Below are 11997 nucleotides of genomic sequence, written 5' to 3'. Positions count from 1 at the left end.
ATCAATTTCGGGCGTACGATGCTCCGGGTGAAGTCCTTCGAGCCGCTGCTCCGCCCGTTCGCCGCCGTGCTGCGCCCGCTGGCCCTCGCGTCGCTGGTCGCCAACGTCGCGCTGATCGTCACCGGCGCCGCGGTCCGCCTCACCGACTCCGGCCTGGGCTGCCCCACGTGGCCCAAGTGCACCGACGAGTCGTACACGACGACCGCCGCGATGGGCGTGCACGGCGTCATCGAATTCGGCAACCGGCTGCTCACCTTCGTGCTCGTCGGACTCGCCGTCGCCTGCTTCCTCGGCGCGCTCGCCCGGCCCCGGCGCCGCTCGCTGGTCCGGCTGTCGGTCGCCGTCGGCCTGGGCATCCCGATGCAGGGCGTGGTCGGCGGCATCACCGTCCTCACCCACCTCAACCCGTGGGTCGTCGGGCTGCACTTCCTGCTCTCCGTCGCGCTGATCACCGCGGCGTTCGCGTTCTGGCGCCGGATCGGCGAGGGCGACGACGCCCCGGTCGCGCTGGTCCCCGGCCCGCTCCGGAGCCTGGCCGCCCTGACCGCGCTGGCCAGCCTCGCCGTGGTCGCGGTCGGCGTGATCGTCACCGGCAGCGGCCCGCACTCCGGCGACCGCGGCGCGAAACGCAACGGCCTCGACCCGGCCGCCATCTCCCAGGTCCACGCCGACCTGGTGTTCCTGCTGATCGGCCTGTCGGTCGCGCTGTGGTTCGCGCTGCGCGCCGTCCCGGCCCCGCCGGCCGCCGCCCGGGCCGCGCTGGTCCTGGTGGTCGTGGAGCTCGCGCAGGGTTTGGTCGGCTTCGTGCAGTACTTCACCCATCTGCCGGTGGCGCTGGTGGCCGCGCACATGCTCGGGGCCGGGCTGGTCTGGACGGCGACGCTGGCCGTGCTGTGGTCGCTCCGGTCCCGGCCGGTCGTCCCGGCCGCCTCGTCGGCGGTGGCCGCCCGGTCGCAGGCGCCTGAGCCGGTCGCCGCCGCCTGACGCTTTCCCCCGACCCCCGACCCCCGACCCTCCCGCGACCCGGCCCCAAGCCCTCCGCGCGGCTCGACGCCAAGCCCTCCGCGCGGCTCGACGCCAAGGTCTCGCGTAGCGGGCGCTGGGGCCCGCCTGCGGCTCGGCACAGGAGCGTTGCCTCTGCTGGCCTTGCTCGCCAGCCACGCCCGTGCCGCCACTCCCGCCAGCAGACGGCCGAGCTTGCTCGCCAGCGTCCAGTCCGCCGATCGCCCCCGCTGCCGCCACTCCCGCCAGCTGGCGGCCGAGCTCACTGCCCCCCGCCGTGCGGACCATGAGTCCCAGCCGCGCGGTCTCGGCTGGGACTCATGGTGGTCACCCAGGCCGTTCAGCAACCACAACACCCGGCCCGAGGGGGTCGGCCGGGACTTCACCGGCCGCGGTTCAGCAACCATGGACCCCGCCGGGCGTTCCGGCCGGGGTTGGTGGTGGTTACTCGGGTCGTGGGGTGTCCCGGGCGGCGTGGGAGCGGGGAGGGGCGAGCGGGGGTTGCCGGTGTCCGGAGTCGCCGGACGTTTCGCCCGGGCCCCGGGCGGGGCGGCGAGCCGGCGCCGCGGGGCTTACAGGCGGGCGAGGATGCCGTCGGCCAGGCGGTTGGCGGCGGTGGGGGCGAAGCTCAGGAACAGCGCCGGCTCGGTCAGCTCGAGTTCGACGAGCTGGGGAGCGCCGTCCGGGCCCGGGATGACGTCGATCCGGGCGTACAGCAGGCGCTTGGTGCCGCCGGGGATCGCCGCGAGGGCCGCGCGGGCAACCGCGAGCTCCGCCTCGGACGGGGTGCGCGCGGTGATGTCCTCGCTGCCCGGGTCGATCTCGTGCTCGCCGGTGCGGGTCAGCATCGGGCCCTTGCGGATGGCGTGGCTGAACGTCAGGTCGCCGGCGGCGTCGGGGAGGCACAGGACCGCTGTCTCGCCGGCCGTGGCGACCGCGGAGAGATACGGCTGGATCATCGCGGTGCGGCCGGCGGCGGTGAGGCGTGTGACGTGTGCCCGGGCGGCGCCGAGCTGGTCCGGGAAGTCGTAGCGGGCGGTGTCCTGGCTGCCGGCCGAGACGGTCGGCTTGACCACCCACTGGCCGGTGGCCGGTGGGGTCCAGGTCTCGCCGGGGCCGACGAAGCCGGTCGGGATGACCGGGACACCGGCCGCGGCGAGCTCGCCGAGGTACCGCTTGTCGGTGTTCCAGGCGATGACGTCGCCCGGGTTGGCCAGCCGGGGAACGCTCCGCGCCCAGGCCACGAACTGGTCGTGGCGGGCGACGTAGTCCCACGGCGAGCGGATCACGGTGAGGTCGTAGACCGTCCAGTCGGCGTCCGCGTCGTCCCAGCGCACCACGTCCACCGCCACGCCGCGGGCGCGCAGGGCGTCACGCAGCGGGCGGTCGTCCTCCCACAGGTCGGGGAAGGCGGAGCAGGTGACCAGGGCGACCCGGGCGTCGACGGTCATGTCAGCGGGCCATGCTCCGGCGCGCCATCGAGCGCCACAGGTCGTTGCTCGGGCGCATCTGCTCCAGGAGCTCGCGCTCCCACTCGTTCTCCACCTGGATACCGGCCTGCGTGCACGCCTCCCGGGCGACACCGGTGTCCTGTGCGAACTGGTCCGACCACTCGCCGTCCTCACCGACCAGGACGATGCGGGCGCCGCGCTTACCGACGTACTCGATGACCGCCTTGGCGCCGCCGTGACCGGCGGCGAAAGACTTGATCTCGGAGGTCAGTGACGTTACGGAACCTTCTGCCATGACTCGCAGCCTAAGCAGTCAGCGATGCCCGCGTGGGTACTCCAGAGCCCTTTTGTGACTCCCGTTACCAGCAGGTTTGCTTTTGGGACGTATAGTTTCGCACCGATTTCGCCCGAATTGTCGAGTAACTGAAATCCGTCAAACGAGTGACAGACAGTAGTTGACACGCGTCACAATCCGGGCATCCTGTGCGACTTACCCGTAACCGGATCACTTACCGCGATCTCAGATCAGCGCATCGACGGCAATCGCCATGAAGAGCACCGTGAGGTACGTGATCGACAACTGGAACAGGCGCATCGGCTTCGGCAGGCCCCCGTTGCGGCTCTGGTACACCAGTCGGAGCGACTCGCCGAGGAACAGCGCCCCGGTGATCACCGCGGCGGCGCCGTAGATCCAGCCCAGCCCGAAGCGCAGCCCCAGCGGCCAGGCGGCCAGCGAGGAGGCCACGGTGAGCACGGTGTAGAGAATGATCTCGAAGTTCACCCGGGCGGCCGAGCGGACCACCGGGAGCATCGGGATCCCGGCCCGCTTGTAGTCGTCCTTGTATTTGATGGCGAGCGCGTAGAAATGCGGCATCTGCCAGAAGAAGACGACGGCGAACAGGGCCCAACCCATCGCGGCGATCGAACCGGTAACCGCGGCCCAGCCGATGACCACCGGAGCCGCGCCGCAGACGCCGCCCCAGAAGGTGTTCGCCGGGGTGCGCCGCTTCAGCCAGAACGTGTAGATCACGTCGTAGTAGAAGATCGAGAACGCGGTGAGCGCGGTCGCCAGCCAGTTGGTCAGCAGCGCCATCAGCACCACCGAGACGACCGCCAGCGTCAGCCCGAAGACCAGCACCGCCCGCGGGCTGATCTGGTGCGTGGGCAGCGGGCGCCGCTTGGTCCGCTTCATCAGCACGTCGATGTCGCGGTCGATGTAGCAGTTCAGCGCGCTCGCCGCGCCGCCCGCCAGCGCGCCGCCGACCAGCACCGCGAAGAAGGTGACCAGGTCGGGCCAGCCCCCGGCGGCCAGCATCATCGTCGGCACGGTGGTGACCAGCAGCAGTTCGACGATCGCCGGCTTGGTCAGCGCGACGTAGGCACGGAACACCGCCATCCGGTCACGTCGTGTCTCCACGCGTGGCGCAGGCTCCGCCACGCCGGGCGACCGTCGTGGGACGGAACGCTCGGTGATCATGCTCACGGACAGCCACCTTCCGGCATCTGGACCAACTCGCGGCACCCGCCGGGCATCGATCAACCCGGCCAAGCCGCCCGGACAGCCTACGCGCCACCGTCTCCGCTGCTCGGGGCACCCAGCACGGGTGGAGGCCATCACACCGTTCATCCGTGTGTCCGCTCACAGCGTATGTGCCTGAGCCGTTCGCTGCGCAGACGTTTAGACGTACTGGATAGGGTCAAGCCGAAAAGGGTTCCGCAATCCTGCCCGAGGAGCACAACAGACGTGGGTGCCAACGATCCTGCTCTCCATTGGTCCGACCTCGACCGCAAAGCGGTCGACACGGTGCGGGTCCTGGCCATGGATGCCGTCGAGAAGGCCGGCAACGGTCACCCCGGCACGGCCATGAGCCTGGCGCCGGCCGCCTACCTGCTGTTCAACCGCGTCATGCGGCACGACCCGACCGACCCCCACTGGGCGGGCCGCGACCGGTTCGTGCTGTCCTGCGGTCACTCCAGCCTCACCCTCTACATCCAGCTCTTCCTCAACGGTTACAGCACCTCGCTGGACGACCTGAAGTCGCTGCGCCAGTGGGACTCGCTGACCCCGGGTCACCCGGAGTACGGCCACACCCCCGGCGTGGAGATCACCACCGGCCCGCTGGGCCAGGGCATCGGCAACGCGGTCGGCATGGCGATGGCCGCCCGCCGCGAGCGTGGTCTGTTCGACCCGCAGGCCGAGCCGGGCGAGTCCCCCTTCGATCACCACGTCTACGCGCTCTGCTCGGACGGTGACATCGAGGAGGGCGTCAGCCACGAGTCGAGCGCCATCGCCGCGGTGCAGAAGCTGGGCAACCTCGTGCTGATCTACGACGACAACGAGATCTCCATCGAGGACGACACCCGGATCGCCAAGTCGGAGGACGTCGGCGCCCGCTACGAGGCGTACGGCTGGCACGTGCAGACCGTCGACTGGCGCTCGTCCGACCCGTACACCGAGGATGTCGAGGCGCTCTGGAACGCGATCCAGGCGGCCAAGGCGGTGACCGACAAGCCGTCGTTCATCGTGCTCAAGACGATCATCGGCTGGCCCGCGCCGAACAAGCAGAACACCGGCAAGATCCACGGTTCCGCGCTGGGCGCCGCCGAGATCGCCGCGACCAAGGAGATCCTCGGCTTCCCGGCCGAGCCGTTCGCGATCGACGACGACGTGCTGAAGCACACGCACCAGGCCGTCGAGCGCGGCAAGAAGGCGCACGCCGAGTGGAACGCCGCGTTCGCCACCTGGGCCGCCGCCAACCCCGAGGCCAAGGCGCTCTACGACCGGCTCGCCGCGAGGCGGCTGCCGGACGGCTGGACCGCGGCGCTGCCGGAGTTCCCGGCCGACGAGAAGGGCCTGGCCACCCGGGCCGCGTCCGGCAAGGTGCTGGAGGCGCTCGCGCCGGTGCTCCCCGAGCTCTGGGGCGGCTCCGCAGACCTGGCGGAGAGCAACAACACCACGATGAAGGGCGAGCCGTCGTTCATCCCGGCGGAGTACGCGACGAAGGAGTTCCCCGGCCACGAGTACGGCCGCACGCTGCACTTCGGCATCCGTGAGCACGGCATGGGCTCGATCCTCAACGGCATCGCGGTGCACGGCGGCACCCGGCCGTACGGCGGCACCTTCCTGGTCTTCAGCGACTACATGCGGGGCGCCGTCCGGCTCTCCGCGCTGATGAAGCTGCCGGTGATCTTCGTGTGGACGCACGACTCGATCGGCCTCGGCGAGGACGGCCCGACGCACCAGCCGATCGAGACGCTGACCGCGCTGCGCGCGATCGTCGGCCTCGACGTGGTCCGCCCGGCCGACGCCAACGAGACCGTGTGGGCCTGGCGCGGCGCCCTGGAGCACACCGACCGCCCGACCGCGCTGGCCCTGTCCCGGCAGAACCTGCCGACCATCGACCGGTCGAAGTACGCCTCCGCCGAGGGCACGCTCAAGGGCGGCTACATCCTCTCCGAGGCGTCCACCGGCACCCCGTCGGTGATCCTGATCGCCAGCGGCTCCGAGGTGCAGATCGCCCTCACCGCGCAGGAGCGCCTGGAGGCGCAGGGCACCCCGACCCGGGTCGTCTCGATGCCCTGCCAGGAGTGGTTCTTCCAGCAGGACGTCGCGTACCAGCAGGAGGTCCTGCCGAACGGGGTCAAGGCGCGGGTCAGCGTCGAGGCCGGCATCCGGATGAGCTGGGACCGCGTCATCGGCGACGCCGGCGAGGCGGTCAGCATCGAGCACTACGGCGCGAGCGCTCCGGCGAAGATCCTCTTCGAGCAGTTCGGGTTCACCGCCGACAACGTCGTCGCCAAGGCGAATGCCTCGCTGGCCAGGGTCGGCGAGATCACCGGTCACACGACCGGCAACTGAGGGAGTTGAAGGCAATGACCGACAGGCTGGCAGAGCTCTCCGCCCAGGGTGTGGCGGTATGGCTCGACGATCTCTCCCGGGTCCGCCTGACCAGCGGCTCGCTCGACAAGATGCGTCGCGAGCAGCACATGGTCGGGGTCACCACGAACCCGAGCATCTTCCAGAAGGCGCTGTCCGACGCCGACGCCTACGACGAGCAGGTGCGTGACCTGGCCGCCCAGCGCGTGACGGTGGAGGAGGCGGTGCGGCTGATGACCGCCGCCGACGTGCGCGCGGCCGCCGACGTGATGCGACCGGCATACGACGCGTCCAACGGCGTGGACGGCCGGGTGTCGATCGAGGTGGACCCGCGCAAGGCCCACGAGACCGAGTCGACAGTCGCCGAGGCGAAGACGCTGTGGTGGCTGGTGGACCGGCCGAACGTGTTCATCAAGATCCCGGCGACGCTGGCCGGCCTCCCCGCGATCACCAGCACCCTGGCGGCCGGGATCAGCGTCAACGTCACGCTGATCTTCTCGCTGGAGCGCTACCGCGCGGTCATGGAGGCGTTCCTGGCCGGTCTGGAGCAGGCCAAGGCGAACGGCCACGATCTTTCCAAGATCGGCTCGGTGGCGTCGTTCTTCGTCTCCCGCGTGGACACCGAGGTGGACAAGCGGCTCGACAAGATCGGCACGGACGAGGCCAAGGCGCTCAAGGGCAAGGCCGCGATCGCCAACGCCCGCCTGGCGTACGAGGCGTACGAGGAGGTCTTCGGCACCGACCGGTGGAAGGCCCTGGAGTCCGCGGGCGCGCATCCGCAGCGGCCGCTGTGGGCCTCGACGTCCACGAAGAACCCCGACTTCCCGGACACCATCTACGTCGAGGAGCTGATCGCGCCCGGCACGGTGAACACCATGCCGGAGTCGGTGATCATGGCGTTCGCGGACCACGGCACCACGAAGCCGGGCAGCATCCAGAACAACTACGCGGACGCCAAGCAGGTCTTCGCCGACCTGGCGGCCGCGGGCATCGACTTCGACGACGTCGTGAAGGTCCTCGAGGAGGAGGGCGTCGAGAAGTTCGAGGCCAGCTGGAAGGAGCTTCTCGAGCACGTCGACAAGTCCCTGAAGGTCGGCAGCAGCGTCTGACGAACACCTCGCGGCCTGTCGCGGAACACTCCGCGACAGGCCGCTCCACCGTCGAAAAACTGGCAGGATGGCAACGTGGGTAATCCGCTGCGCACCGCACAGGACCGTCGGCTACCGCGGATTCCGGAGCCCTGCGCTCTGGTGATTTTCGGGGTCACCGGTGACCTGTCCCGTAAGAAGCTCATCCCGGCCGTGTACGACCTGGCCAACCGCGGTCTTCTGCCACCCGGCTTCGTGGTCGTGGGCTTCGCCCGGGCCGACTGGGGCGAGGGCGACTTCGAGTCGCTGGCGTGCGACGCCGCGAAGAAGGGCGCCCGCACGCCCTGGCGCGAGGACGTCTGGCAGCGGCTGTCGAGCCAGTTCCAGTTCGTGCCGGGGTCGTTCGACAACGACGACGACTTCGACAAGCTTGCCGAGACCCTGGACGAGCTCCGGGAGCGCAACGGGATCGCCGGCAACACCGCCTTCTACTTCTCGATCCCGCCGGCCGCGTTCCCGCTGGTGCTCAACCAGCTCAACCGCACCGGCCTGGCGGACAACTCGAAGACCGGCGGCTGGCGGCGCGTGGTGGTCGAGAAGCCGTTCGGCAACGACCTGGCCACCGCGGTCGCGCTGAACCAGCTCGTCGACGACGTGTTCAACCCGGCCGACGTTTACCGGATCGACCACTACCTCGGCAAGGAGACGGTCCAGAACATCCTGGCCCTGCGCTTCGCGAACAGCCTGTTCGAGCCGGTGTGGAACTCGAAGTACGTCGACTCGGTGCAGATCACCATGGCCGAGGACGTCGGCATCGGCACCCGGGCCGCGTTCTACGACGCCTCCGGCGCTGCCCGCGACGTGCTGCAGAACCACCTGCTGCAGCTGCTCGCGCTGGTCGGGATGGAGGAGCCGACCAGCTTCGACCCGCAGGAGGTGCGGGCCGAGAAGCTCAAGGTGCTCAAGGCGATCAGCCTGCCGGCCGACATCGCCAAGGGCTCGGTCCGCGGGCAGTACCTGCCGGGTTGGGTCGCCGGCGAACGCGCGGTGGGCTATCTGGAGGAGAAGAACATCCCGCCGGACTCCAAGACCGAGACGTACGTCGCGGTCCGGCTCGGCATCCAGAACCGGCGCTGGGCCGGCGTGCCGTTCTACGTGCGGGTCGGCAAGCGGATGCCGCGCCGGGTCACCGAGATCGCGATCCTCTTCAAGAAGGCGCCGCACCTGCCGTTCGACCCGGCCGACGTGGAGATGCTGGGCAACAACCAGCTGGTCATCCGGGTGCAGCCGGACGAGGGCGTGGTGCTCAAGTTCGGGTCCAAGGTGCCCGGCACGGCCATGGAGGTCCGCGACATCGCGATGGACTTCCAGTACGGCGAGGCCTTCACCGAGTCCAGCCCGGAGGCGTACGAGCGTCTCGTGCTGGACGTGCTGATCGGTGACCGCACGCTGTTCCCGGACGCGGCCGAGGTGGAGCAGTCCTGGCGGGTCATCGACCCGCTGGAGGCGGCCTGGGCGGGCACCACGCCGGAGCCCTACCGGGCCGGCGAGTGGGGCCCGCGGGCCGCGGACGAGATGCTGGCGCGCGAGGGCCGTGCCTGGAGGCGAGCATGATCGGGCTGTGGGACACCACCGGTAACGAGGTGGTCAAGGCGCTCGCGGCGGAACGCCGCAGCGCCGGGGGCGTGGCGTCCGGGCTGGCGCTCACCCTGATCGCGGTGGTCGAGGAGAAGAAGGTCCGGGAGGCCGAGGCGGCCGCCACGATCGCGGCGGCGGCGCACCCGTGCCGGGTGCTGATCGTCGTGCGCTCCGATCTGGACGGCCGCAGCCGCCTGGACGCGGAGATCGTCGTCGGCGGCCGGCTGGGCCCGGCCGAGGCGGTCGTGATGCGGATGTACGGCCGGCTCGCGCTGCACGCCGAGTCGGTGGTCATCCCGCTACTCGCCCCGGACGTCCCGGTGGTCACCTGGTGGCACGAGGAGCCGCCGAACAGCATCGCCAACGACTTCCTGGGCGTCGTGGCGGACCGCCGGATCACCGACAGCGCGCAGGCGGCGGACCCGGTGGCGGCGCTCAAGCAGCGGGCGGTCGACTACGCCCCCGGCGACACCGACCTCACCTGGACCCGGATCACGCTGTGGCGGACCCTGGTGGCCGGCGCGTTCGACACCACCGACGCGCGGGTGGTCGGGGCGAAGATCGTGGCGCCGGAGAAGGACCCGACCGCCTGGCTGATGCTCGGCTGGCTCAAGTCCCGGCTCGGCATCGAGCCGGTGCTGGAGCACACCGAACGGGCCCCGCGCATGCGCTCGGTCGAGCTGCAGTGCGAGAACGGCGACTGCGTCCGGGTCACCCGGGAGGAGGGCACCGCGCTCTTCAGCCGGACCGGCCAGGAGGACCGTTACATGCCACTGCCCAAGCGGCCGGTCGGCGACGAGCTCGCCGAGGAGCTGCGCCGGCTCGACGCCGACCAGATCTACGCGGACGCGCTGGGCGCCATGGCCGGGGTGTCCGGTCTGGAGCACCGCTCGCCGATGCGCGTGCACGTCTGGAAGGACCCGACGCTGGCGGCCCGGGCGGCCAGCGCCACCGACGCGATGGCCGGCTGAAGCGGAACAACTGTGAAGGGCCGTCCGCCACCGGCGGGCGGCCCTTCGGCAAAGGAGAGCCTTGTGAGTGAGACCGTGGTCGTGGTGGTCCCGGACGCCGACATCCTGGCGTCGACGGTGGCCGCCCGCCTCGTCATCCGGATCATCGACGCCCAGGCCGTGCACGGGACGGCGAGCGTCGTGCTGACCGGCGGCCGGGTGGCCGCCAAGGTGCTGCGCCAGGTGCGGGACCTGCCGGCCGCCGCGGCGATCGACTGGTCCCGGGTGGACCTGTGGTGGGGTGACGAGCGTTTCCTGCCGTCCGGCGACCCGGACCGCAACGAGACGCAGGCGCGGGAGGCGGTGCTCGACACGCTGCCGCTGGATCCGGCCCGGGTGCACGCCATGCCGGCCAGCGACGGCCCGGACGGCGACGACGCGGACGCGGCCGCCGCGCGCTACGCCGCCGCGCTGAGCGCCGCCGGCCTGCGGTTCGACGTGCTCATGCTCGGCGTGGGCGAGGACGGGCACGTGGCATCCCTGTTCCCCGGGCACCCGGTGCTGGAGAAGGAGGGCATCGCGGTGGCCACCTACGACAGTCCGAAGCCGCCGCCGACCCGGATCACGCTGACCCTGGCGACCATCGGGAACGCCGACGAGGTGTGGCTGGTCGCGGCCGGTCCGGACAAGGCCGAGCCGATCGGCACCGTACTGCGGGGCGGGGACCTGCCGGCGGCGCGGGCCCGCGGCGTACGCAAGACGCTGTTCCTTCTCGACGAGGCGGCCGCCTCGAAGCGTTGAACCGCTAGGGGCGGGACGAGATCTGCTGGACCGCCCAGCTGTTCCCGTCCGGGTCGCTGAAGAAGACGAACCCGATGTTGTCCAGGGGATCCGGGGTCGGCATCGGGTTCTCCCCCAGCGTGGTCACCTCGCTGACGTCGACCCCGCGGGCCACCAGCTCGGCGTGCGCGGCCCTGATGTCGCGCACCACGAGCTGCAGGCCCTTCAACGACCCGGGCGGCATGTCCGGCACCGCGCCCTTGCCGATCACGATCGAGCACCCGCTGCCCGGCGGCGTCAGCTGCACGATCCGCACCTGGTCGCCGAAGGCGGTGTCGTGGTCGACGTGGAAGCCGAGCTGCTCGGCGTAGAAGCGTTTCGCCCGGTCGATGTCGGAGACCGGAACGATCACCACCTCGAGAGTCCAGTTCATCCGGCCCATGGTGCCATCCGTAGACTTCGGTGGGTGCCTGTTGCGATACGTGCCTACCGATCGAGCGACCTCGAAGCCGTCTACGACATCTGCGTCCGCACCGGCGACGCGGGCCGGGACGCCCGGGGAAAGTACAGCTCGGACCGCCTGCTCGGGGACATCTGGGCGGCGCCTTACGTGATCCTGGAGCCCGAGCACGCGCATGTGCTGGACGACGGCACGGGCCGCGCCGTGGGGTACGTCATCGGCACCGCGGACACCGCGAAGTTCGTCGAGCGGTACCGCGCGGAGTGGCTGCCGGCCACGGCGGACCGGTTGGTCGGCGGCGACCCGCGTGACGAGATCATGCTGGACCTGCACCGGCGCCCGGAGCGGATGCTGCGCCCCGAGCTCGGCGACTACCCGGCCCACCTGCACATCGACCTGCTGCCGCAGTGGCAGGGCAAGGGGCGGGGGCGCGGGCTGATGGCGGCGTTCCTGGACGGGCTGCGGGCCGCCGGCGTGCCCCGGGTGCACCTGGGCATGGCGCCGTCGAACCACGGCGCCTACGCCTTCTACCAGCGGCTGGGCTTCCGCGACCTGCCGGTGGACGATTCCGGCGCACTCTACCTGGGCCGGGACACCAGCCCGCTGTAAGCGGCCAGGGCCAGCCGTGCCGGCCGCACGAGGCCGCCGGGTGGGCCACTATCGGCATCGCGCTCGCGCAGCCGGCAGGACCGACCTCAGCGGCCCCGGCGCCGGCCGGCGGTGTCCGGCCCGGGACGGCCGGACGAGCCCC

At 71.1% G+C, this 11997-nt stretch carries 11 protein-coding genes; 7 read left to right on the top strand and 4 right to left on the bottom strand.

All coding sequences use genetic code 11. The annotated features are described in order from the left end of the window. The first annotated feature begins 18 nt into the window (after positions 1-18). The gene (locus Asi03nite_RS23665) at positions 19-984 is read left to right on the top strand and encodes a COX15/CtaA family protein (protein ID WP_203682638.1); all 966 of its coding nucleotides are present in this window, start codon (positions 19-21) and stop codon (positions 982-984) included. Positions 985-1574: 590 nt separating this feature from the next. Here the strand turns inward: Asi03nite_RS23665 and Asi03nite_RS23660 are convergent. The 3 genes from Asi03nite_RS23660 to Asi03nite_RS23650 form a co-directional block, all read right to left on the bottom strand. Then, complete coding sequence (locus tag Asi03nite_RS23660; RefSeq protein WP_203682637.1) at positions 1575-2453, bottom strand: ATP-grasp domain-containing protein; 879 nt, start codon at positions 2451-2453, stop codon at positions 1575-1577. A 1-nt stretch (position 2454) separates the two neighbouring features. Next, positions 2455-2748: a hypothetical protein gene (locus Asi03nite_RS23655; RefSeq protein ID WP_203682636.1), complete on the bottom strand. Its 294-nt coding sequence runs from the start codon at positions 2746-2748 to the stop codon at positions 2455-2457. Positions 2749-2973: 225 nt separating this feature from the next. Then, positions 2974-3930: a heme o synthase gene (locus Asi03nite_RS23650; protein ID WP_203682716.1), complete on the bottom strand. Its 957-nt coding sequence runs from the start codon at positions 3928-3930 to the stop codon at positions 2974-2976. Positions 3931-4197: 267 nt separating this feature from the next. Between Asi03nite_RS23650 and tkt the strand changes: the two genes are divergently transcribed. The 5 genes from tkt to pgl all read left to right on the top strand — a co-directional run bounded on the left by tkt (position 4198) and on the right by pgl (position 10807). Next, positions 4198-6312, top strand: a complete 2115-nt coding sequence (gene tkt, locus Asi03nite_RS23645) for a transketolase (protein WP_203682635.1) — start codon at positions 4198-4200, stop codon at positions 6310-6312. A 14-nt stretch (positions 6313-6326) separates the two neighbouring features. Beyond that, positions 6327-7439 (top strand): transaldolase, encoded by a 1113-nt coding sequence (tal, locus tag Asi03nite_RS23640; protein ID WP_203682634.1) that lies wholly within the window; start codon positions 6327-6329, stop codon positions 7437-7439. 75 nt (positions 7440-7514) lie between these two features. Then, the gene (gene zwf, locus Asi03nite_RS23635) at positions 7515-9032 is read left to right on the top strand and encodes a glucose-6-phosphate dehydrogenase (protein ID WP_203682633.1); all 1518 of its coding nucleotides are present in this window, start codon (positions 7515-7517) and stop codon (positions 9030-9032) included. Then, complete coding sequence (locus Asi03nite_RS23630; RefSeq protein WP_203682632.1) at positions 9029-10027, top strand: glucose-6-phosphate dehydrogenase assembly protein OpcA; 999 nt, start codon at positions 9029-9031, stop codon at positions 10025-10027. Before zwf ends, Asi03nite_RS23630 begins: the two co-directional genes overlap by 4 nt. Positions 10028-10090: 63 nt before the next feature. Continuing rightward, positions 10091-10807 carry a 6-phosphogluconolactonase gene (gene pgl / locus Asi03nite_RS23625; RefSeq protein WP_203682631.1) on the top strand — a complete coding sequence of 239 codons (717 nt, stop codon included), beginning with the start codon at positions 10091-10093 and terminating at the stop codon, positions 10805-10807. Between the two features lie 4 nt (positions 10808-10811). On the opposite strand, the gene Asi03nite_RS23620 is transcribed toward pgl, so the two are convergent. Then, the gene (locus Asi03nite_RS23620) at positions 10812-11219 is read right to left on the bottom strand and encodes a VOC family protein (RefSeq protein WP_203682630.1); all 408 of its coding nucleotides are present in this window, start codon (positions 11217-11219) and stop codon (positions 10812-10814) included. A gap of 33 nt (positions 11220-11252) precedes the next feature. Here Asi03nite_RS23620 and Asi03nite_RS23615 point away from each other — a divergent pair, with 33 nt between their 5' ends. Then, positions 11253-11855, top strand: a complete 603-nt coding sequence (locus tag Asi03nite_RS23615; protein ID WP_203682629.1) for a GNAT family N-acetyltransferase — start codon at positions 11253-11255, stop codon at positions 11853-11855. Positions 11856-11997 lie beyond the last annotated feature (142 nt).

It is taken from the genome of Actinoplanes siamensis (assembly GCF_016862395.1).
Classification (GTDB): domain Bacteria; phylum Actinomycetota; class Actinomycetes; order Mycobacteriales; family Micromonosporaceae; genus Actinoplanes; species Actinoplanes siamensis.
The sequence above is the reverse complement of the archived record's forward strand: the minus strand, read 5'-3'. Positions and strand labels throughout refer to the sequence as shown.

Excerpts from the sequence above, each read along its gene's own strand:
- Asi03nite_RS23665 (WP_203682638.1), top strand. The coding sequence starts at position 19 with ATGCTCCGGGTGAAGTCCTTCGAGCCGCTGCTCCGCCCGTTCGCCGCC.
- Asi03nite_RS23650 (WP_203682716.1), bottom strand. The coding sequence starts at position 3,930 with ATGATCACCGAGCGTTCCGTCCCACGACGGTCGCCCGGCGTGGCGGAG.
- tal (WP_203682634.1), top strand. The coding sequence starts at position 6,327 with ATGACCGACAGGCTGGCAGAGCTCTCCGCCCAGGGTGTGGCGGTATGG.
- Asi03nite_RS23660 (WP_203682637.1), bottom strand. The coding sequence starts at position 2,453 with ATGACCGTCGACGCCCGGGTCGCCCTGGTCACCTGCTCCGCCTTCCCC.
- Asi03nite_RS23630 (WP_203682632.1), top strand. The coding sequence starts at position 9,029 with ATGATCGGGCTGTGGGACACCACCGGTAACGAGGTGGTCAAGGCGCTC.
- Asi03nite_RS23620 (WP_203682630.1), bottom strand. The coding sequence starts at position 11,219 with ATGAACTGGACTCTCGAGGTGGTGATCGTTCCGGTCTCCGACATCGAC.
- Asi03nite_RS23655 (WP_203682636.1), bottom strand. The coding sequence starts at position 2,748 with ATGGCAGAAGGTTCCGTAACGTCACTGACCTCCGAGATCAAGTCTTTC.